Origin of the sequence: Klebsiella aerogenes (genome assembly GCA_029027985.1) — a bacterium.
Classification (GTDB): Bacteria; Pseudomonadota; Gammaproteobacteria; order Enterobacterales; family Enterobacteriaceae; genus Klebsiella; species Klebsiella aerogenes_A.
Genome location: CP119076.1, coordinates 1,409,744 through 1,430,545 on the forward strand (window position 1 = coordinate 1,409,744; position 20,802 = coordinate 1,430,545).

General features: G+C 49.7%; 19 protein-coding genes, 1 tRNA gene and 2 pseudogenes. 17 read left to right on the forward strand and 5 right to left on the reverse strand.

What is annotated here, in order from left to right; translation table 11 throughout:
• Positions 1–20: 20 nt before the first annotated feature.
• From PYR66_06750 to PYR66_06770, 5 genes are all read left to right on the forward strand, one after another.
• Positions 21–593 carry a hypothetical protein gene (locus PYR66_06750; GenBank protein ID WEF29405.1) on the forward strand — a complete coding sequence of 191 codons (573 nt, stop codon included), beginning with the start codon at positions 21–23 and terminating at the stop codon, positions 591–593.
• Positions 594–684: 91 nt separating this feature from the next.
• On the forward strand, positions 685–1,251 hold the full coding sequence (locus PYR66_06755) for a fimbrial protein (GenBank protein WEF29406.1): 567 nt from the start codon (positions 685–687) through the stop codon (positions 1,249–1,251).
• A gap of 68 nt (positions 1,252–1,319) precedes the next feature.
• Complete coding sequence (locus tag PYR66_06760; GenBank protein WEF29407.1) at positions 1,320–2,003, forward strand: fimbria/pilus periplasmic chaperone; 684 nt, start codon at positions 1,320–1,322, stop codon at positions 2,001–2,003.
• Between the two features lie 32 nt (positions 2,004–2,035).
• Complete coding sequence (locus PYR66_06765) at positions 2,036–4,681, forward strand: fimbrial biogenesis outer membrane usher protein (protein ID WEF29408.1); 2,646 nt, start codon at positions 2,036–2,038, stop codon at positions 4,679–4,681.
• 64 nt (positions 4,682–4,745) lie between these two features.
• Positions 4,746–5,849, forward strand: a complete 1,104-nt coding sequence (locus tag PYR66_06770; protein WEF29409.1) for a fimbrial protein — start codon at positions 4,746–4,748, stop codon at positions 5,847–5,849.
• Positions 5,850–5,992: 143 nt separating this feature from the next.
• On the opposite strand, the pseudogene PYR66_06775 reads toward PYR66_06770, so the two are convergent.
• Positions 5,993–6,100: pseudogene (locus PYR66_06775) on the reverse strand (IS3 family transposase).
• Between the two features lie 117 nt (positions 6,101–6,217).
• Here PYR66_06775 and PYR66_06780 point away from each other — a divergent pair.
• Together PYR66_06780 and PYR66_06785 are read left to right on the forward strand one after the other, a co-directional pair.
• Positions 6,218–6,607 carry a Rap1a/Tai family immunity protein gene (locus tag PYR66_06780; protein WEF29410.1) on the forward strand — a complete coding sequence of 130 codons (390 nt, stop codon included), beginning with the start codon at positions 6,218–6,220 and terminating at the stop codon, positions 6,605–6,607.
• 445 nt (positions 6,608–7,052) lie between these two features.
• Entirely contained in the window at positions 7,053–7,451 is a 399-nt protein-coding gene (locus tag PYR66_06785) for a hypothetical protein (GenBank protein WEF29411.1), read from the forward strand.
• A 115-nt stretch (positions 7,452–7,566) separates the two neighbouring features.
• Here PYR66_06785 and PYR66_06790 read toward each other — a convergent pair.
• Both PYR66_06790 and PYR66_06795 read right to left on the reverse strand, forming a co-directional pair.
• Positions 7,567–8,097, reverse strand: a pseudogene (locus tag PYR66_06790) (transposase).
• A 151-nt stretch (positions 8,098–8,248) separates the two neighbouring features.
• A tRNA-Arg gene (locus tag PYR66_06795) sits at positions 8,249–8,323 on the reverse strand.
• 360 nt (positions 8,324–8,683) lie between these two features.
• On the opposite strand from PYR66_06795, the gene mlaA reads away from it, so the two are divergent.
• On the forward strand, positions 8,684–9,445 hold the full coding sequence (mlaA, locus tag PYR66_06800; GenBank protein ID WEF29412.1) for a phospholipid-binding lipoprotein MlaA: 762 nt from the start codon (positions 8,684–8,686) through the stop codon (positions 9,443–9,445).
• 63 nt (positions 9,446–9,508) lie between these two features.
• On the opposite strand, the gene fadL is transcribed toward mlaA, so the two are convergent.
• On the reverse strand, positions 9,509–10,831 hold the full coding sequence (gene fadL / locus PYR66_06805; protein ID WEF29413.1) for a long-chain fatty acid transporter FadL: 1,323 nt from the start codon (positions 10,829–10,831) through the stop codon (positions 9,509–9,511).
• Positions 10,832–11,202: 371 nt separating this feature from the next.
• On the opposite strand from fadL, the gene PYR66_06810 reads away from it, so the two are divergent.
• From PYR66_06810 to sixA, 4 genes are all read left to right on the forward strand, one after another.
• Positions 11,203–11,487 (forward strand): YfcZ/YiiS family protein, encoded by a 285-nt coding sequence (locus tag PYR66_06810; GenBank protein WEF29414.1) that lies wholly within the window; start codon positions 11,203–11,205, stop codon positions 11,485–11,487.
• 159 nt (positions 11,488–11,646) lie between these two features.
• Positions 11,647–12,957, forward strand: coding sequence for an acetyl-CoA C-acyltransferase FadI (gene fadI / locus PYR66_06815; protein WEF29415.1), 1,311 nt, complete (start codon positions 11,647–11,649; stop codon positions 12,955–12,957).
• On the forward strand, positions 12,957–15,101 hold the full coding sequence (gene fadJ / locus PYR66_06820; GenBank protein ID WEF29416.1) for a fatty acid oxidation complex subunit alpha FadJ: 2,145 nt from the start codon (positions 12,957–12,959) through the stop codon (positions 15,099–15,101). The genes fadI and fadJ overlap by 1 nt, the downstream gene beginning before the upstream one ends.
• Before the next feature lie 209 nt (positions 15,102–15,310).
• Positions 15,311–15,796, forward strand: a complete 486-nt coding sequence (gene sixA, locus PYR66_06825; GenBank protein WEF29417.1) for a phosphohistidine phosphatase SixA — start codon at positions 15,311–15,313, stop codon at positions 15,794–15,796.
• Between the two features lie 25 nt (positions 15,797–15,821).
• On the opposite strand, the gene smrB is transcribed toward sixA, so the two are convergent.
• Positions 15,822–16,373 (reverse strand): endonuclease SmrB, encoded by a 552-nt coding sequence (smrB, locus tag PYR66_06830; protein ID WEF29418.1) that lies wholly within the window; start codon positions 16,371–16,373, stop codon positions 15,822–15,824.
• 166 nt (positions 16,374–16,539) lie between these two features.
• Here smrB and prmB point away from each other — a divergent pair, with 166 nt between their 5' ends.
• The 5 genes from prmB to PYR66_06855 are packed head-to-tail and all read left to right on the forward strand — an operon-like array spanning position 16,540 to position 20,782.
• Entirely contained in the window at positions 16,540–17,472 is a 933-nt protein-coding gene (gene prmB / locus PYR66_06835) for a 50S ribosomal protein L3 N(5)-glutamine methyltransferase (GenBank protein WEF29419.1), read from the forward strand.
• A 39-nt stretch (positions 17,473–17,511) separates the two neighbouring features.
• The gene (gene aroC / locus PYR66_06840) at positions 17,512–18,597 is read left to right on the forward strand and encodes a chorismate synthase (protein ID WEF29420.1); all 1,086 of its coding nucleotides are present in this window, start codon (positions 17,512–17,514) and stop codon (positions 18,595–18,597) included.
• A gap of 3 nt (positions 18,598–18,600) precedes the next feature.
• Entirely contained in the window at positions 18,601–19,425 is an 825-nt protein-coding gene (mepA, locus tag PYR66_06845) for a penicillin-insensitive murein endopeptidase (protein WEF29421.1), read from the forward strand.
• Positions 19,425–20,234, forward strand: a complete 810-nt coding sequence (locus PYR66_06850) for a sulfite exporter TauE/SafE family protein (GenBank protein WEF29422.1) — start codon at positions 19,425–19,427, stop codon at positions 20,232–20,234. The genes mepA and PYR66_06850 overlap by 1 nt, the downstream gene beginning before the upstream one ends.
• Positions 20,234–20,782, forward strand: coding sequence for an elongation factor P hydroxylase (locus PYR66_06855; protein WEF29423.1), 549 nt, complete (start codon positions 20,234–20,236; stop codon positions 20,780–20,782). Before PYR66_06850 ends, PYR66_06855 begins: the two co-directional genes overlap by 1 nt.
• Positions 20,783–20,802 lie beyond the last annotated feature (20 nt).

Below are 20,802 nucleotides of genomic sequence, written 5' to 3' on the forward strand. Positions count from 1 at the left end.
GTTTCAGGAGTACTGACACTGTGGATTACGGGCTGGTATATTTATACAGTGATGACATTTATTACTCGTCAGGTATTCAAGTGTTTTGTGAGAAACGAGGTTTTGGTTTTATCTTAATAAATAAAAATAATTCCTCGTTTCTTGAAGGGCTTAAGTTGAAACACAATGATATTTTTATATTTGACGTTGATGGGGTTGCATTTGAGCAGTATGAAAGAGTCTTAAACTACCTGGACTCTGTCTGCTGTGTTTTGTTAACGCTTGATGTTAACCCTATGCATAAATTACATTCCAGGAATAGCAGTAAGGATTACTATTTGTCCAAAAAGTCTGACTTTAAATCAGTCGGCCTATGGCTTTCAAAAAATAAAATAGTTAAGAGAGTATGTTTTACGCATCAGGAGATGTTTTTAATAAAACAATTATTTAACGGGGAAAGCGTTCATGATTTGGCAAGGAAGGTACAAATAAATTATAAAACTATTTATACAAAACGACAAAGGGCATTAGAGAAATGTGGCTTCTCACGCTGGACTGCGAAGACAGGATTCTTCTGTGCGTATTTACAGCACATGCACAGGGTATCTACTTGAAACAGGAGGGACTGTATCAATCTGAAATGGGTATGTGAACATAATAACGTATATATTTTGTATGCTTAATAATTAGAAAAGGTATTTAATCGTGAAATTATCATATGTATTATCGGCATTACTGCTTACTGGTTCTATTACATCTATGAGTGCTTATTCATCTGATGGCGTGATTAACTTCAGTGGATTGTTGACAGACACCACCTGTGACGTGGCTGTTACCAGTACTGGTGCTAATGACGTGGTACTTCCAACTTTGCCTGCCAGCCTCCTGAATGCAACAGATTCACATGCAGGTACCACTGGTTTTGTAATTAGTCTTAGCAATTGTTCCGGGTCTGCGACAGGAGCATCAGCCTATTTTGAAGCTGGCCCTACCGTTGAGCCTACCACTGGTTTGCTTAATAACACAGATACTGGTGCAGGTGCTGCGACCAAGGTATCCCTGCAATTGCTTGATGGGTCTAATTCTAATGCTCCAATCAAAGCTGGGGACCCTGCTCAAATTGCATCTACAACGATGGTGAATATTGATACTACAGACAGCAATACCACGGTTACAAACCTACCATATTCGGTTCAGTATTATTCCGCTACTGGTGGTGCAACCGCAGGTACAGTTGCAAGTCAGGTAACTTATTCTATCCAGTATAACTAATTATTTTTCAGATATTCCGGTTAAGAGAGGGCTTTTAGCCCTCTCAATCAATGCTTTCTGAGGTGCTTATGCGTTACTTATCTTATTTTTTATTATTTTCTTCTTTGATGTGGTCAGTAACTACTTCAGCTAGTATTGTCATTACTGGTACACGTGTTATTTATCCTTCTGATGCAAAAAATGTCAGCGTACATGTAAGTAATGAAGGCAAGCAACCTGCACTTATTCAAAGCTGGATTGATAAAGGTGAGCAACAAACTCGCCCGGAAAAAATTACTGTTCCATTTTTACTTAATCCACCTATCAATCGTATTGAACCTGGAAAAGGTCAAACGTTAAAAATTCAGGCATTATCTCCATCATTGCCCACTGATCGTGAATCAATCTTTTGGCTAAATGTACTCGAAATTCCCCCTGTAAGTAAGGATTTAAAAAGCAAAAACTACATTCAAATTGCTTTCAGGAGTCGAATTAAGTTGTTCTATCGGCCAGCAGGTCTTGAAGGAGCAAGTGATTCAGCCAGTAAATTACAATGGTCCCCTGTATCTGACGGGATTCGTGCATATAACCCCACACCTTTTTATATTTCATTGATTAAAGTTAAAATAGGAAATAAGTCATTAGATGGTCAGATGATTGCTCCATTTTCCAGTACGGTATTTAAAACTACTTATGCTAAAGGTGCCAATACACTTATAGCAAGTTCTCTGAACGATTATGGTGCAATAATTAATAATCAGTACTCATTTTGATATATATGACTAAAATGCAGGCAGAGAGAATCATGTTCCTGGAAAATTTATTTATCAATGGGAAGCTAATAAAGATATCACCATTAGTACTTATTATTAGCTCAACGCTATACTCATGTATGGTATATGCGGTTGACACTAACGATGAAAAAAGAACTAGTGTTGCGCAAAATGTCGATTTTAATGCTCTTTTTTTAAATACTGAGAATGGAGGGGATGTTGATCTCTCTCGCTTTGCTAATGGCGCTGCTATTACACCAGGGACATACAACGTAACAGTCTATGTTAATGATGCACAAATAACAACCAGTGATGTTTTATTCAAGGATAGCGGCAACGGTACCATTGTATCCTGTCTTGATTATGCATTGATAAAACAATTTCCCTTAAAGTTTGAAAAGTTAGATGGTAAATTATTAGCAAGTGAAAATAGTGATAGCAATACATGCTCTCAGATATCTGAATTTATTCCAGATGCTACGGAATATTTTGATAGTAATGAGCAGAAACTCTATATATCAATTCCCCAAATATATATAGAGCGAGAAGCTCAGGGCAGCGTCAGACCTGCGCTATGGGATAGCGGTATTCCTGCTGGAATTCTTGGCTACACTCTCAATCAGTACTTTAATGAAAGCAACGGAAGGCAGGATAATTCACTGTATGCAGGATTTAACGCTGGAATAAATATCGGTAGCTGGTATTTTCGTCATAATGGAAATTATATGAAAAGTGCCGGGGTAACTAATTATGATGCTTCAGATACTTACTTGCAGCATGATATTCCTGCGATCTCAGGACGTATGCTTATTGGTCAATCAAACACGTCCGGAATAGTATTCGATACGTTACCATTTTCTGGTGGGCAACTTGCTTCAGATGACCGGATGTTACCACAGTCGCAAAGAGGTTATGCGCCAGACATTCGCGGGATTGCACGAACTAATGCACGCGTGACGATTAGCCAGAATGGCAGGGTGATTAGAGAAGTAAATGTCAGCCCAGGGGAATTTCTTATTAATGATATGTATCCCTCTGGTTATGGTGGCGATCTGGATGTGAAAATATACGAAGCAGACGGAACTGTACAAACATTCAGTGTAGCATATTCTTCGGTGACACAATTATTACGTCCAGGTTTGGCAAGATACTCTGTTACTGGGGGGCGTCTTAATAGCCCATTAGTTAAAAGTAATCCTGAATTATTTCAGCTTACATACCAGCGTGGGTTGACCAACCTGGTGACTGCGTATGGTGGCACTCAGATCGGTGATGGATACTACTCCGCGCAATTCGGCGGGGCATTAGGCACCCCGCTTGGTGCGTTATCACTTGATATAACCCATGCCAGGACAATCCTGACAGATGAACAGCAGGATAAGAAAACGCAGTCAGAAGGGCAAAGCTACAGAGTCAGTTACAGTAAAATTATTGCTGAAACAAATAGTCAAATATCGCTTGCAGCATATCGATTTTCGACATCCGGGTATATGGATTTCATTACTGCGATGCAGGCGAAAGAAAACCAAAATACTAATGGATCACTGGAAGGAACTTATCGTGTAAAAAATAGATATATTATTTCACTTTCACAATCGCTTTCAGATGGATGGGGGCAGTTTTATGCCAGTGGGTCTATGCAGGATTACTGGAATTCTGATTATACAAATAAACAATACCAGATTGGATACAATAATCGTTATCGATCAATAAGCTATGGTATTTCCGGTGGCAGAACCTATGATATACATGGTCATGCTCAGGATAGTTTCATGTTGAGCATGTTTTTCCCTCTTGGCGGTGATGATAACAGGTCAATGCTCAGATTACAGGCCGGGCAAAATAGTAATGGTCAAAATGTACAGCAAGCCGCATTATCAGGTAGTGTAGGGAATAATAACCAGTTTAACTACAGTGTTATAACAGGGAATACGCAAGATGCTGGGGTGAATACTTCAATTAATGGCCAATATACTTCCCAGTATACAACATTATCGACATCATATGGCACAGGGAGGCAATATCGCTCATCTACTTTTGGCATGATGGGCTCATTGGTTGCTCATAGTGGCGGAATAACGTTGTCACCATATATTTCAGATACTTTTGCACTGGTTGATGCTGAGGGTGCCACAGGGGCAAAAATTACATCTTATCCTGGAATTTATGTCGATTCTTTCGGATATGCTTTAGTTCCCTATCTGAACCCTTATCAGATGAACAGCATTACTATTGATCCTGGCGATGTTGAAGATGATGTTGAATTTTCATCTACCGAACAAAAAGTAGCACCCTATGATGGTGCAATTGTAAAACTTAAATATACCACGAATAAAGGAACCCCTGTGCTTATTAATGCAACAACCAATGGGGTTGACCCTGTACCTTTTGGCGCGGATGTTCTTGACGATTCGGGGCGTGTTGTTGGGGTTGTCGGCCAGAGTGGCCAGGTATATGCCCGAGTAGCTAAACAAAGTGGCATTCTCTCTGTCCGCTGGGGAAATGCTTCAGATAAACGATGCTTATTAAATTATAGACTGATACCAGTTTCAAAATCGCAGCAGAATAAGGCACTGCAAACATTTAATCAACAATGTAAACCCGTCCATATAGGTGGTGGAGAGCATATCAATGGTGACGCAATCCAACCGCAGTTGCTAAGTATGAATAAAAGTTGAAGTGATATTTATATTCACTGATGCGATTCAATGTTATGAGTGTCTGTTTATATAGGATAATATAATGAGATTTATTTTTTCTTTACTTTTGCTATTTAGCCACTTTAGTTATTCTGCATGTACCGTTACATCAGGCACGGTTGATAACCCTAATTATGTGATGACTGCATCGCAGTTATCAGTTGGAAGCAATGCCGCATTGCCTGCGACCTTCTTATCTCAGAACAGTCGCGCTCCGAATGCATCCACCAAATCTGTGACATGTACGGAAGCAACATCATCAAGTAAATGGATAATAAGCCGTGAATATGACTCTGGTGCTGTTTTGACACCATCGCCTTATACCGGTTATGTTGGTGGCCCTGTTTATCAATCTAAGATCCCTGGCGTCGGGTTTTATTTGTTTGGTGTATCCATGCCTATAGGACCATCAGGATCGAATATCAACACTTCACTTGCATCTACTGCATGTGATGGTAAAAACGTATGTCAAGCTTCTGCTTCAACATGGTACCTTGGTGTTAATTTAGTAAAAATTGGTGATATACCCGCTGGCACAGTATTAAACATGAGCGACATAATTCCCTGTGTCGTGTTTAAATTAGGCCTATCAGAAAGCCCATCAACAATGGCCACCTTTGCGCGGGCTTGTTTTACAGGTACTGTAGCAATAAGTACCTATACTTGTACAACACCGACAAGTGTCACGGTACCTATGGGGATATACTCTATAGGGAAATCCTTTTCTGGCATAAACTCCACAACACAATGGATAGATGCAGGTATTACCCTGACTGGGTGTAGTACTGGCTATGGAACTGCAAGTGGTGGCATGTCTTATGATACAGGCATAAACACGCCTGCGACCATCTCACCAAATACTATAAATGTATACTTGACACCCGGTAGTGACTTTATAGATGCCACCAATGGTGTTTTTAAATTATCAGCGGATTCGACAGCTACTGGAGTTGGTATTCAGGTTGCTTCAGATGCACCAGGGTCGCCTGTAAATATAAATTTTAATACAATCCCTCAGATGACAGGGACAAACATTAGCGGTAGTACTGTTAAGGTTCCGCTTTTAGCCAGATATATTCAGACAAGTTCTACAGTTACACCAGGTACGGCGAATGGGATTCTAACGTATACCATTAATTATAATTAATATGTTCATCGTTACATGAAGGATCTTGGCAAGATGTCAGGTATGAATATTTTGGGTTGCTTGCGTAGCTGTATGTATTCAGATTATCCTGACTGCTGATCGTTTCTATGGGCTGATCCCACGACAGTAGACAAATTCTGTCCTCACGACGAGGCCTGTTCGAAGGCCTCTGGACTGACGCCGCCAAGATGGCTGTGGCGCCGGGCCTGGTTGTAGAACACTTCAATGTAATCGAAGATATCCGCGCTGGCTGCTCTCGGGTGTCAGGTATTTTGATTCAGACTTTTCCCTGTGTCAGGGTCATGGATAGCGACAGCCTGCGACCATACTGTTTTCAAAAATATTCCTAACGAAATTACGGAGCTCGTATGAGAAAAGTTATATCAGGTCTTATCATGTTTCTGACGTTAACCGCATCGGGTACGTATGCTGCACAAAACCAGATACAGTCCGTGCTGGGGAACGGCTATAACCCGGAAAAACGTAATGCAGCAAAAGCGGCACTGGGGCAGGTTACAAAAGAAAATAGCGTGATAGCTGCATCTGTTTTACAGGGCTATGTGATGGCTTATCTTGACATGGATTATGCACTCGGGAGTAAAGACAAAAGTACGGTCAATTACTGCCCGCAGGGGTCTGTTAAAGAGATTACTCAGAAAGTAGCTGGATATATTTTGTCCGTACCTGATGCCGTGAATAAACCCTTTACTGTACTGATTCCTGAAGCGCTCAGGGCACAGTATCCCTGCGAAAGATAAATAAAAACCCGCGGGAAGTCAGCTGATTGCCCGCATATGAGAGACGCGTGCTGCCTTCAGAACGCGTATTTAATTCTCAGCATCCCCTATGGATTGCTGTAGCCTTTATCCCCAAATATTGCGCGTGCCGTCCTGGTTGTTCACTCTCCGTTCATTGTCATCCCATGAGTGTGCGAGTTATAGAGCCAGTTTGCCTCGATAAACTGCTGGAACTCACATATTCTGCCGTCATCAATCGTGCTGTATCCCTTAATACCCAGACGCATCTGCAGATTGCCGTTACTGTTATTGCTATATTCTCTAAAAGTGCATGTCAGCCTTCTTTTCACTTTCATCATTGGAGAGACCGGGGAAGCTCTGATGAACCACTCAACTTTCTGGAAAAAATACATGACATAGAAGCAAGAAAGTTGGACAATGGAAAAAATGGAATGATGAAATTACAATGACACTTTTAAAATATATTAATAAACAAATGGCTAACTGGGTTTTAGGTCTCGCTCCTCTGTTTTTTTGTGCAGCTGCTATTGCGGACCAAACTGTTATAACTGCGTATCCAAGCTCCGGAGAGTTTAAGTTTGTCTGGTCAGATGGTGGCGCTGTCTACAAGTCCAAAGATGGGAAAACAACCGTTAGGTGTAACTTTTCAGATGCTATGAATGGCGTCGATGATGATGCTGAAGCGTATGTGGGTACATCTTTCTTATGCAAAAATGGTTTAACTATTATTCTAAAACAGTTAAAACGAAACAATGATACTATACTATTTTTGATGGATAAATCCGGGAATGTACTTGGGACGACCAGTGTAAATATTAATAAGAAAGTATACATAGATAAGTAATCTAAGGTTAATCATACTGTATTTATGGCCTGTAGCTACCCAATAAGTTTTATATTTATGAAATCAGAGAACACGGTTTTTCTGACTTAGCAATGATCTCCCTTACTCTACTCTTATTACGCACTGGCAGCCGCGGTTTTCCCTTACGACGGAAATTCAGTTTCAGCAGGCAGTAAATCCGGTGAAAACGTTTATGGTTCCAGGTATTACCCTGTCTGCGCAGCAGCTGGAACAGCCTCTTAAAACCGTAGCGCGGATAGCGTTCTGCCAGTTCAGTCAGCGCATGGATCACCGGTTCATCACGCCGGGCTGCTAAAAATACACCGTCCTGCTCAGCGATAACGTCCTGCATGCCTGGCGTACACTCATCGTCTCTTTCGACGAGTTCACGCTTTATCGCTGGTTTTAAAGCTTTCCTTCGATGACATCTTTAAGTGCCCGGCACTCAAGGCTGAGATCAGCAAACATCTGTTTGAGGCGTCGGTTTTCATCCTCCAGATCTTCCATACCGCCATATTTTGCTTTCCAGTTGTAGTGCGAAGCTTCAGAGACCGGCTTCACGGCAGACATCCTTGACGGTACGTCCGGTTTCGACGGACTTCAGAACGGCAATAATCTGGTGTTCGGTGAATCGGGCTTTACGCATGGTGATCTCCTCAGGGGACATAATCAGTATGTCGGAAGATCTCTACAAGTGAATGGGCCGTTTTGCCGGGATACTTACAATGTCACATAGCCAGAATAGAGGGCTTATCACTGATTATAAGGGGGGGTTATTGATTCAGGAGAGATGTATATGGTGTCCCCTGCAGGAATCGAACCTGCAACTAGCCCTTAGGAGGGGCTCGTTATATCCATTTAACTAAGGGGACAAGGCGGCGGGATTATAGCGTTTTTTCCACCGTCCGTTAAGCGCATTGCGATTAATTGCTTAATTTGCAGCCGTTTAGCCCTTTTTTCTGTTTCAGCTTTCCGTTGTCAACGTAAATCACCGCAGGTGGGGTGGGGTTCAGACATCGAGCGCATTCCGCACTGCGCGCCAGGATAAGCTCCTAAATTCAGCACAATGGCAAGAATAGTAATACGAATATTGCGAAATATGTATAGAATCGGAGAGCAGCAATGATGCCAAAGAAGGCTATGCTGAAATCAGCTACCCAACGATAATATACAAATGGGGGACACCGTCCCGGATGCCCCTAGCGATAGTCAGAATTAACAGGGAGACACCTATGAATTATCGCCTGTCGGCGCTTGCGCTTGGCGCCACATTGCTGGTGGGATGTGCCAGTTCAAGCTCTGGCGATCAGCCACAGGGGCGTTCGGATCCGCTTGAAGGGTTTAACCGTACCATGTTCAACTTCAACTTTAATGTTGTTGATCCTTATGTACTGCGCCCCGTTGCCGTCGCCTGGCGTGATTATGTGCCGCAGCCGGCGCGTAACGGTTTAAGCAACTTCACCAGCAACCTTGAAGAACCCGCGGTGATGGTCAACTCCTTCCTGCAGGGCGACCCCTACAAAGGGATGGTGCACTTCACTCGCTTCTTCCTTAACACCATTCTCGGGATGGGCGGTCTGATCGACGTCGCCGGTATGGCGAACCCAAAACTGCAGCGTGTTGAACCGCATCGTTTTGGTAGCACGCTGGGTCATTATGGTGTTGGCTATGGCCCTTATGTACAGTTGCCATTCTACGGTAGTTTCACGCTGCGTGACGAAGGCGGCGATATGGCCGATGACCTGTATCCCGTGCTCTCCTGGCTGACCTGGCCGATGTCTATCGGCAAGTGGGCGGTTGAGGGGATTGAAACTCGAGCTCAACTGCTGGATTCCGATGGTCTGCTGCGTCAGTCTTCCGATCCGTACATTATGGTGCGTGAAGCCTACTTCCAGCGCCATGACTTTATCGCCAACGGCGGTAAGTTGACCCCGGCGGATAACCCGAACGCTCAGGCGATTCAGGATGAGCTAAAAGATATCGACTCGCAGTAATTCGTGGCAGATAGAAAAAAAAGGGTGAACATATTGTTCACCCTTTTTTATACCGTCAGCTTATCAGAAGCGGTAGTTGAAGTTCGCGCCGTACAGCCACGCGGTCCCTTCTGAACGGAAGGTATAAGGACCTTCTTTAATTTCTACGTGCTGGCCGTGCATGTATGAAACACCCACATCCACAGAGGCGTCTTTATTGAACGCGTAAGTGGTACCGGCGCTCAGCCACAGACGATCCTGATCCGGGATAGAGATGGAGCGGGTGCCAGCCGGAACCGGGCTATCATCGAAGGCGATACCGGTACGGAAGGTCCAGTTATCGTCATAGTAATAGGTGGTACCCAGCGCGATGCGGTAAGCATCTTTGAAGCTCTCATCTTTATAGAACAGCGTCTGACCGTTGCTGCCGGTAGCTTTCAGCTCCTGGAACTGGCTCCAGCTGGTGTAGGTCAGGCTATAGTGGACTGCCCATTGCGGCGCGACGCGGTTATAACCTGACAGTTCCCACATCTCAGGGAGATTGAGAGTCAGAGAACCGTTAGTAGTACGGCCATCGGTACCTGCCGGTAGGCCAAAATTACCAAGGATCTGGTTATATGCTGACGGCATATTACTCTTATAGTTGCCATCGAAGTCGACTTTAACTTCAGAGCGGTAGGTGAAACCGTAACGGTTATTCTTATCCAATTCATACAGGATACCGGCGTTCCAGCCGAAGCCCCAGGCGTTGCCATTCAAATGGGCAATCTGAGTGTCGGCGGGGATCTGTGCAACCTGTCCTGCCAGCGCTGGCGGCAGTTGGCCGGAACCTGCAACGATCTGACCTAAATCGCCTGCGTAGCGCTCGATTTTTGCCTTTGCGTACACGGCATCGAAGCCTAAACCAAAGCTCCAGTTGCTGTTCAGACGATAGGCACCGCTGATATTAAAGTTAGCGGTGGTTAAATCAGTGTTCCCGCCCATGCTGCCGGCAGCATAATCATCATTGTATTCGGTCGCCAGACCGTAGTTAGAGGTAATAGAAGCCCCCCAACCAAATTGATCGTTAATTGGCGATACAAAATGAAGATTCGGCACCCAGGCGGTCGGTGCGATGTTATTTGCGTTCAGGCTTCTACCCGTCGGAGATCTACCTGAAATATTAACGTCCGGATCGACAAAGACGGCGCCCGCCGACATCGTAGGACGGTCAAACATCATAATTAACGCGGGGTTACGGCTGGCGTTGCCCGCATCGTCAGCGATTGCCCCTTCACCGGAATAGGCACGGCCAAGACCAGATGCGGAGAATTCATTTAACTGGAATCCTGCGGACCAGGCTTGGGTTGAAACAAGTGCTACAGCCACTGCAAGGGCAGATTGGGTAAAGCGGGTTTTCTGGCTCATGCCCATAACCTCATTGAGTTATTTTTATTTAAACTATGTTACATGCCGTAACAGAAGCGCGAAGTGTAGGGTCTGCTTTACGACAGAGAAATCAGACCAGTGGGCTGAGTATAGGTCTGACCAGATGATTTGTTGCAAGTTTGTTTATGAGATTTTTCAAGTGTGATAACAAAAACGCGATCCAGCTGGCAAAATTGCCGTTTACGGTCATACCCAATTTGGAGCATTTTTGTTTTGGATCATTTTTAAGTGTGATTTCTGTCACTTAACCCTCTTCCCGTCATTAACAACTGGAGAGGGGCTGCTGGCGGGCGTAAAATAGACACATTATTTGTCTGGCGCCGAAGGTGCCTATGCAGAGGAAATCTACGATGAGTAAATGTAGCGCTGATGAAACCCCGGTTTGCTGCTGTATGGATGTTGGCACCATTGTGGACAACACCGACTGCACCGCTTCTTACAGCCGCGTATTTGCTAACCGCGCTGAAGCGGAAGCGACGCTCGCCGCTCTGAGCGAAAAAGCGCGCAATGCGGAATCTGAGCCGTGCAAAATCACGCCGACTTTCAGCGATGTTGAAGGCGGCGTGCAGTTGGATATCGATTTTGTATTCTGCTGCGAAGCGGAATCGCTGATTTTCCAACTGGGTTTACGTTAATCCTCTCCCTTAACGCCCCTGAAAAGGGGCGTTACCTTTTCTATTCAATGTGTTTTGGCTCCCACTTTTTCTCTTCCCCGATTGGCTTAATGTAAAAAATTAGTTAAGACTAATTATCAGGTCAGACCACTTGGTTTTATCGGTTAACAGGGGAGTGTTATGAGTCAGGCATTACCGCTTATCACCCGTCAGGGCGATCGCATTGCCATTGTCAGCGGTTTACGTACCCCGTTTGCGCGTCAGGCGACGGCGTATCACGGCGTTCCCGCCGTTGATTTGGGAAAAATGGTCGTCGGCGAAATGCTGGCACGCAGCGATGTTCCCCCGGAAGTGATTGAACAGCTGGTCTTCGGCCAGGTGGTGCAGATGCCGGAAGCGCCGAACATTGCTCGCGAAATTGTTCTTGGCACTGGCATGAATGTGCACACCGATGCCTACAGTGTTAGCCGCGCCTGTGCGACCAGTTTCCAGGCAGTGGCCAATATTGCCGAAAGCCTGATGGCCGGAACGATCCGCGCAGGCATTGCTGGCGGTGCCGACTCCTCTTCTGTTCTTCCCATCGGCGTCAGTAAAAAACTGGCTCGCACGCTGGTCGATGCCAACAAGGCACGCACGCTTGGCCAGCGGCTGAAGCTTTTTTCCCGCTTGCGTTTACGCGACCTTTTACCTGTACCGCCTGCGGTCGCGGAGTATTCGACCGGCCTGCGGATGGGTGATACCGCAGAGCAGATGGCGAAAACCTGGGGCATCAGCCGCGAAGATCAGGATGCGCTGGCGCTACGTTCGCATCAGCTCGCCGCCCGCGCCTGGGAAGAGGGCAAACTTACCGCCGAAGTGATGACGGCCTACGTGCCGCCTTATCGCGAACCGCTGGAACAGGACAACAATATTCGTAAAAATTCAACGTTGGCTGATTACCAAAAGTTACGACCGGCGTTCGACCGTAAACACGGCAGCGTGACGGCGGCGAACAGTACGCCGCTGACCGATGGCGGGGCGGCGGTTATCATGATGACCGAATCCCGGGCCAAAGAGCTGGGGCTCACCCCGCTGGGTTACCTGCGTAGTTATGCTTTCACCGCCATTGATGTCTGGCAGGATATGCTGTTGGGACCGGCATGGGCCACGCCGCTGGCGCTGGATAGAGCAGGGCTTACTCTTGCCGACCTGACGCTTATCGATATGCACGAAGCCTTTGCTGCGCAGACGCTGGCTAATTTGCAGTGTTTAGCCAGCAATCGATTTGCGCGTGAAGTATTGGGTCGTCCACAGGCGACCGGTGAAGTCGATGCCAGCAAATTCAACGTCCTCGGTGGTTCTATCGCCTATGGCCATCCCTTCGCGGCGACCGGCGCACGGATGATTACGCAGACTCTGCACGAGCTACGTCGCCGCGGCGGTGGGTTCGGTCTGGTCACCGCCTGTGCGGCGGGCGGTTTAGGTTCCGCTATGGTTCTGGAGGCCGAATAATGGAAACGGCATCAGCATTTACCCTTGAAACCCGCCCGGACAACATCGCGGTGATAACGATCGACGCGCCTGGCGAAAAAATGAATACCCTGAAAGCCGAATTTGGCGGCGAGGTCAGGGCGATTATCCGCCAGATCCGCGAGAATAAAACGCTGCGTGGCGCAGTGTTTATCTCCGCCAAACCCGACAACTTTATCGCTGGCGCCGATATCAACATGATTGCCCGCTGCGCCAGCGCCGAAGAGGCCGAAGCGCTGGCACGCCAGGGACAGCAGATCATGGCGGAGATCCACGCTCTTTCTATCCCGGTGATTGCCGCCATTCACGGCGCCTGCCTTGGCGGTGGTCTGGAGCTGGCGCTGGCCTGCCACGGACGAGTGTGCAGCGATGACGACAAGACCCGACTGGGGCTGCCGGAAGTCCAACTGGGGCTGCTGCCGGGATCCGGTGGCACCCAACGTCTGCCGCGGCTGATTGGCGTTAGTACGGCGCTGGACATGATCCTGACCGGTAAGCAGCTTCGTCCGCGTCAGGCGCTGAAAGCCGGGCTGGTGGACGATGTCGTCCCGCACTCTATCTTGCTGGAGGCTGCCGTTGAGCTGGCGATGAAAGGGCGGCCGGCCAGCCGCACTATACCGGTGCGTGAACGGGTGCTTGCCGGGCCTTTAGGCCGCCAGCTGCTGTTCCGCATGGCGGCGAAAAAGACGCGGCAAAAAACGCAGGGTAATTACCCGGCGGCAGAACGCATTTTGCAGGTGATTGAAAATGGACTGGCGCACGGTTGCAGTAGCGGCTATGCCGAAGAAGCGCGGGCGTTTGGCGAACTGGCGATGACCCCGCAATCGCAAGCGTTGCGATCCATATTCTTTGCCAGCACCGACCTGAAAAAAGATCGCGGCGCGCAGGCCGAATCCGGTCCGCTGAATAGCATTGGCGTATTAGGCGGCGGCTTGATGGGCGGCGGCATCGCTTATGTCACCGCTTGTAAAGGCGGTCTGCCAGTGCGTATTAAAGATATTCAGGCGCGCGGGATCAACCACGCGCTGCAGTACAGCTGGGATCTGCTTGATAAACAGGTGCGCCGTCGCTATCTGCGCGCAGGTGAACGCGATCGTCAGCTGGCGCTTATTTCTGGCGTGACGGATTACCAGGGCTTCGCGCATCGCGATGTGGTGATCGAAGCGGTATTTGAAGATCTGGCGCTGAAGCAGCGAATGGTTGGTGAAATCGAACAACACTGCGGCCCGCAGACGATCTTCGCTTCAAACACCTCTTCGCTGCCGATCGGCGAGATCGCAGCTCAAGCCGCCCGCCCGCATAAGGTGATTGGTCTGCATTTCTTCAGCCCGGTAGAAAAAATGCCGCTGGTAGAGGTGATTCCACACGCGACAACCGATGAACAGACCATCGCAACGGTGGTCAAGCTGGCGAAACGTCAGGGGAAAACGCCGATTGTGGTGGCAGACCGAGCCGGTTTTTACGTTAACCGCATTCTGGCGCCGTATATCAATGAAGCGATGCGCCTGCTGGTGGAAGGTGAGCCGGTTGAACATATTGATAGTGCGTTGGTGAAATTCGGTTTCCCGGTTGGACCTATTCAGCTGCTGGATGAGGTTGGCATCGATACCGGCACCAAAATTATCCCGGTGCTGGAGAGCGCTTTTGGAGAGCGTTTTAGCCCGCCTGCAAACATCATTGACGCGATTTTGAAGGACGATCGCAAAGGCAGAAAAAATAATCGCGGTTTCTATCTTTACGAGACAAAAGGGCGTAAAAGCAAAAAACGGGCTGACTCCGCTATTTACCCGTTACTGGGCGTAGCCGGTCCGCAGGCGCGTTTGTCTGCTCAGCAGGTAGCGGAACGCTGCGTCATGATGATGCTCAATGAGGCGGCGCGCTGTTTTGATGAGCGTATTGTGCGCAGCGCGCGCGACGGCGACATTGGCGCCGTTTTCGGTATAGGTTTTCCGCCGTTCTTCGGCGGCCCGTTCCGCTATATGGATAGCCTCGGCGCGGGTGAAGTCGCCGCGATCTTGCAGCGCCTGGCCGCACAGTACGGCCCTCGTTTTTCCCCGTGCGACACGTTATTACGCATGGCCGAGCAGAGGGCAACCTTTTGGCCCACTGGTGAACGGACGACCTAAGTTGTGGTCAAAAAAGGTAAATCTGACGTTGAATGACGCTGTCGATTGGCTGTTTTGTAAACAAATATTGACTATACTTACGCCATTGAGGTAAAAAACAGCGTTTCATTCGTTGGATGGATCAGGCACAATGCCCGGCCACCGGGTCGCCTGCGTATTGTTTTCGCAGCGCGGATTGCGGTGATTCTGGTTAACAAAAGCGGTGCAATATGCAAGTTTTTATCATGCGTCACGGCGACGCTGCCCTCGATGCAGCCAGTGACTCCGTTCGTCCCTTAACCGTTTGCGGTTGTGACGAATCTCGTCAAATGGCGGCTTGGCTGAAAGGTCAAAAAGTGGATATTGAGCGGGTGCTTGTCAGCCCTTACCTGCGTGCAGAGCAGACTCTGGATGTCGTAAGGGAGTGCATGAACCTGCCGAAAGATGTCGACGTGATGCCGGAACTCACGCCGTGCGGCGATGTAGGGATGGTCAGCGCTTATCTTCAGGCGCTGGCGAATGAAGGCGTGAAAACGGCGCTGGTCGTTTCACACTTGCCACTGGTGGGGTACCTCGTCTCAGAGCTGTGCCCGGGGGAAACGCCCCCGATGTTCACCACCTCGGCGATTGCCTGCGTCACCCTGGACGCTGACGGCAAAGGCGAGTTCACCTGGCAGATGAGTCCCTGCAATCTGAAGATGGCGAAAGCAATCTAAGCTTTTCCACCCTCGGAGCTTCCGGTTACGGAAGCTCCGGCGGCAGCCACTCTTCTACCTCAATCAGCACCAATAGTGCGGCATCACCGCCGTACTCTTTTGGCGCCTGATGAAAAGCCATAATATGCGGATGTTGCGCCAGCCACAGCGGTGTTTGCTGCTTGAGGATGTGTTTACCGTGCCCGTGCATCACGCAGGCGCAAAAAACGTGCTCGCGGCGGCAGGCGGCGATCAGCGCGCCCAATTCTTGTTTCGCCTGCTGCTGGGTTAAACCATGCAGATCGAGAAACAGCTCCGGTGAATAGTCGCCGCGGCGCAGCTTTTTCAATTCAAAATGGCTGACGTCCGCACGCACATACTTTGTCGCCCCTTCAGTATTGAGCAACGGCTGAAATTCATCGGAAAAATAGTGACTATTATCAACCTGTTCCTGCAATAAACGCTTGGGCGGCACGTCGTTGATCTTTTTGCGCTGCGGGCGGTGAACGATGGTGTCCTGTTTGATTTGCCGCGTGCCGGTCATCAGTTGGCGGAACAGTGCCTGATCCTCCACACTTAGCGATGTTTTCTTTTTCATTGCCCATTCTCATTATTTCTTTTCGTTAGTTTACCCGACTCGCCCGCGCTTCAGGCAAGGAAAACCTATTTTTCCCTGCTCCCACGATGTAAGAATGCTGATTTATCGCCGCCGTCGTGGCAAACTAGCCGCCGAATTTATAGCAGAGCGTGCCCTGGAGGATTGCGTGGATAAAATTTTTGTTGATGAAGCGGTCAATGAGCTGCAGACCATTCAGGACATGCTGCGTTGGGCGGTAAGTCGTTTTAGCGCCGCCAACATCTGGTACGGTCATGGTACCGATAACCCGTGGGATGAGGCTGTACAGCTGGTATTACCGTCGCTGTACCTGCCGTTAGATATTCCGGAAGATATGCGCACCGCGCGCCTGACCTCCAGTGAAAAACATCGTATCGTCGAGCGCGTGATTCGCCGCGTCAACGAGCGTATTCCCGTGGCCTATCTGACCAACAAAGCGTGGTTCTGCGGCCATGAATTTTATGTCGATGAGCGCGTACTGGTACCACGTTCGCCGATTGGCGAACTGATCAATAACCAGTTTGCCGGGCTGATTAACCATAAACCGCAGCATATTCTCGATATGTGTACCGGCAGTGGCTGTATTGCCATCGCTTGCGCCTACGCCTTCCCGGAAGCGGAAGTCGACGCTGTCGATATCTCCCCGGACGCGCTGGCCGTTGCTGAGCAGAACGTAGAAGAACACGGCCTGATTCATCATGTTACGCCGATTCGTTCCGACCTGTTCCGCGACCTGCCGAAGCTGCAGTACGACCTGATTGTCACCAACCCGCCGTACGTTGATGAAGAAGATATGGCTGACCTGCCGGACGAATACGAGCATGAGCCGGTGCTGGGGCTGGCCTCTGGTAGCGATGGTCTGAAGCTGACTCGCCGCATTCTTGGCTGCGCGCCGGATTATCTCAATGACGACGGTATTCTGATTTGTGAAGTCGGTAACAGCATGGTACATCTGATGGAGCAGTACCCGGACGTGCCGTTTACCTGGCTTGAGTTTGATAACGGCGGCGACGGCGTCTTCATGCTGACCAAACAGCAGTTGATCGACGCGCGCGCGCATTTCGGTATTTATAAAGACTAAAAAACAACACGCAAACATAACGAAAAGAATGGAGCCGTGATGGCAGGAAATACAATTGGACAACTCTTTCGCGTCACCACCTTCGGCGAGTCGCACGGCCTGGCTTTGGGCTGCATCGTCGATGGCGTGCCGCCAGGTATCCCGCTGACCGAAGCTGACCTGCAGCACGATCTGGATCGTCGTCGTCCGGGAACATCGCGCTACACTACCCAGCGTCGCGAGCCGGACCAGGTGAAAATTCTCTCCGGCGTCTTCGATGGCGTGACCACCGGTACCAGTATCGGTCTGCTGATTGAGAACACCGATCAGCGCTCGCAGGATTATGGCGCGATCAAAGATCTGTTCCGTCCGGGACACGCGGATTACACCTACGAGCAGAAATATGGTCTGCGCGACTATCGCGGCGGTGGCCGTTCTTCCGCGCGTGAAACTGCGATGCGCGTGGCTGCCGGGGCAATTGCGAAAAAATTCCTCGCCGCTAAGTTTGGCATTGTTATTCGCGGCTGTCTGACGCAGATGGGCGATATTCCGCTGGAAATAAAAGATTGGGATCAGGTTGAGCAGAACCCGTTCTTCTGTCCGGATCCGGATAAAATCGACGCGCTGGATGAACTGATGCGCGGCCTGAAAAAAGAGGGCGACTCCATCGGCGCGAAAGTGACGGTAGTGGCTGACGGCGTACCGCCGGGTCTCGGCGAACCGGTCTTCGACCGTCTGGATGCCGATATTGCCCACGCGCTGATGAGCATCAACGCGGTGAAAGGCGTGGAGATTGGCGACGGATTCGAAGTGGTCAAACTGCGTGGTAGCGAAAACCGCGATGAAATCACCAAAGCGGGCTTTCAGAGCAACCACGCCGGCGGCATTCTTGGCGGCATTAGCAGCGGGCAGCAGATTATCGCCAACATCGCGCTGAAGCCGACCTCCAGCATTACCGTTCCTGGTCATACGATCAACCGTTTTGGTGAAGAAGTCGAAATGATCACTAAAGGGCGCCACGATCCGTGCGTCGGTATTCGTGCGGTGCCGATCGCCGAGGCCATGCTGGCTATCGTGTTAATGGATCATTTTATGCGTCAACGCGCGCAGAATGGCGACGTGACGACATCAATTCCACGCTGGTAAGAGATGAAAAAAACCGTTATCGCTCTGCTGGCGCTCCTGGCCAGCACCGCCAGTCTGGCGGCGACGCCATGGCAGAAAATATCGCAGCCGATTAGCGGCAGCGCGCAGTCTATCGGCGCGTTCGCGAACGGCTGTATCGTCGGCGCCGAGGCGCTGCCGCTGAACTCAACCGATTATCAGGTGATGCGCACCGACCAGCGTCGCTACTTCGGCCATCCGGATCTCGTGCAGTTTATTCAGCGTCTGAGCATGCAGGCGCATAATAAAGGGATGGGGACCGTGCTGATTGGCGACATGGGTATGCCTGCGGGCGGGCGCTTCAATGGCGGCCACGCCAGCCACCAATCGGGATTGGATGTTGATATTTTCCTGCAACTGCCGCAGACCCGCTGGACTTCAGCACAGCTGCTGAAACCGCAGGCGCTCGATTTAGTCGCGCGCGATGGTAAGCGCGTGGTGCCGTCGCTGTGGAGCCCGCAAATCAGCAATCTGATTAAAATGGCGGCGGAAGATAACGACGTGACGCGTATTTTCGTCAACCCGGCTATCAAGCAGCAATTGTGTCTGGATGCCGGCAACGATCGTCAATGGCTGCGCAAAGTTCGCCCGTGGTTCCAGCATCGCGCCCATATGCACGTGCGCCTGCGTTGCCCGGCGGGTAGTCTTGAGTGCGAAGATCAAGCGCCGCCGCCGGCTGGCGATGGCTGCGGCGCCGAGCTACAGAGCTGGTTCGAGCCGCCTAAACCTGGATCAACCCCACCTGTGAAGAAGACGCCGCCTCCGCTGCCGCCTTCCTGCCAGGCGTTACTGGATGAGCATCTTCTTTAATGGATAGTTTTGTCGATCTGTTTATGGTGTCGCCGATGGTTCTGGTGGCGCTCTTTTTTGTCGCGATTCTGGCCGGTTTTATTGATTCATTAGCCGGTGGCGGTGGGCTGTTGACCGTTCCGGCGCTGATGGCGGCCGGTATGCCGCCCGCTCAGGCGCTGGCTACGAACAAGCTGCAGGCCTGCGGCGGTTCTATCTCCGCCACGCTCTATTTTATCCGCCGCAAGGTGGTTAATCTTGCTGACCAGAAACTCAATATCCTGATGACTTTTATCGGATCAACTGTCGGCGCGCTGCTGGTGCAGCACGTCCAGTCCGATATTCTCAAGCAGATTCTGCCGCTGTTGGTGATAGGCATTGGCCTCTACTTCCTGCTGATGCCACGTCTCGGCGAGTCCGATCGCCAGCGTCGGCTGTACGGCTTGCCGTTCGCGCTGGTCGCTGGCGGCAGCGTCGGTTTTTACGACGGCTTTTTCGGCCCGGGGGCAGGTTCATTCTATGCGCTGGCTTTTGTGACTCTTGCCGGGTTTAACCTCGCGAAATCAACCGCCCACGCCAAATTGCTCAATGCCACCTCCAACATTGGCGGTCTGCTGCTGTTTATTATCGGCGGGAAGGTGATTTGGGCGACCGGCTTCGTGATGATGGCTGGACAGTTCATTGGCGCCCGCGCCGGTTCACGGTTGGTGCTGAGTAAAGGGCAGTCGCTGATCCGGCCAATGATCGTTGTCGTCTCCGCGGTGATGAGCGCTAAACTTCTTTACGACAGCCATGGAGCTGAGATTTTGCAGTGGTTGGGAATTCATTAATGCAACAGCAACACCATTATCAGCAGCTGGTCGATATCTTCGACGGCTGTTTTGCCGATGATTTTAATACCCGTCTGATTAAAGGCGACGACGAACCGATCTATCTTCCAGCAGATAGCGAGGCGCCGTATAACCGGATCGTGTTTGCTCACGGCTTTTATGCCAGCGCCCTGCACGAGATTTCCCACTGGAGCATCGCCGGTAAAGCGCGCCGCGAGCAGGTGGATTTTGGCTACTGGTACTGCCCGGACGGCCGCGATGCGATGACGCAAAGCAAGTTCGAAGACGTCGAGGTTAAACCTCAGGCTTTTGAGTGGTTATTCTGCACGGCGGCGGGATTCCCGTTTAACGTCAGTTGCGACAACCTGGAAGGGGACGTCGAGCCCGACCGCATCGCGTTTCAACGGCGCGTGCATGCCCAGGTGATGACTTATCTGGAGCAGGGGATCCCGGAGCGTCCGGCGCGTTTTATTCGCGCGCTGCAACAGTATTATCAAACGCCGCCGCTGACGGCAGAACAATTTCCGTGGCCGGAAGACCTGCGCTAAGGCCACGTTCTACAAATGAA

Excerpts from the sequence above, each read along its gene's own strand:
- PYR66_06770 (WEF29409.1), top strand. The coding sequence starts at position 4,746 with ATGAGATTTATTTTTTCTTTACTTTTGCTATTTAGCCACTTTAGTTAT.
- mepA (WEF29421.1), top strand. The coding sequence starts at position 18,601 with ATGAAAAAAACCGTTATCGCTCTGCTGGCGCTCCTGGCCAGCACCGCC.
- PYR66_06765 (WEF29408.1), top strand. The coding sequence starts at position 2,036 with ATGTTCCTGGAAAATTTATTTATCAATGGGAAGCTAATAAAGATATCA.
- PYR66_06760 (WEF29407.1), top strand. The coding sequence starts at position 1,320 with ATGCGTTACTTATCTTATTTTTTATTATTTTCTTCTTTGATGTGGTCA.
- fadI (WEF29415.1), top strand. The coding sequence starts at position 11,647 with ATGAGTCAGGCATTACCGCTTATCACCCGTCAGGGCGATCGCATTGCC.
- PYR66_06780 (WEF29410.1), top strand. The coding sequence starts at position 6,218 with ATGAGAAAAGTTATATCAGGTCTTATCATGTTTCTGACGTTAACCGCA.
- sixA (WEF29417.1), top strand. The coding sequence starts at position 15,311 with ATGCAAGTTTTTATCATGCGTCACGGCGACGCTGCCCTCGATGCAGCC.
- fadL (WEF29413.1), bottom strand. The coding sequence starts at position 10,831 with ATGAGCCAGAAAACCCGCTTTACCCAATCTGCCCTTGCAGTGGCTGTA.
- PYR66_06855 (WEF29423.1), top strand. The coding sequence starts at position 20,234 with ATGCAACAGCAACACCATTATCAGCAGCTGGTCGATATCTTCGACGGC.
- PYR66_06810 (WEF29414.1), top strand. The coding sequence starts at position 11,203 with ATGAGTAAATGTAGCGCTGATGAAACCCCGGTTTGCTGCTGTATGGAT.
- mlaA (WEF29412.1), top strand. The coding sequence starts at position 8,684 with ATGAATTATCGCCTGTCGGCGCTTGCGCTTGGCGCCACATTGCTGGTG.
- PYR66_06785 (WEF29411.1), top strand. The coding sequence starts at position 7,053 with ATGACACTTTTAAAATATATTAATAAACAAATGGCTAACTGGGTTTTA.
- smrB (WEF29418.1), bottom strand. The coding sequence starts at position 16,373 with ATGAAAAAGAAAACATCGCTAAGTGTGGAGGATCAGGCACTGTTCCGC.
- PYR66_06850 (WEF29422.1), top strand. The coding sequence starts at position 19,425 with ATGGATAGTTTTGTCGATCTGTTTATGGTGTCGCCGATGGTTCTGGTG.
- fadJ (WEF29416.1), top strand. The coding sequence starts at position 12,957 with ATGGAAACGGCATCAGCATTTACCCTTGAAACCCGCCCGGACAACATC.
- aroC (WEF29420.1), top strand. The coding sequence starts at position 17,512 with ATGGCAGGAAATACAATTGGACAACTCTTTCGCGTCACCACCTTCGGC.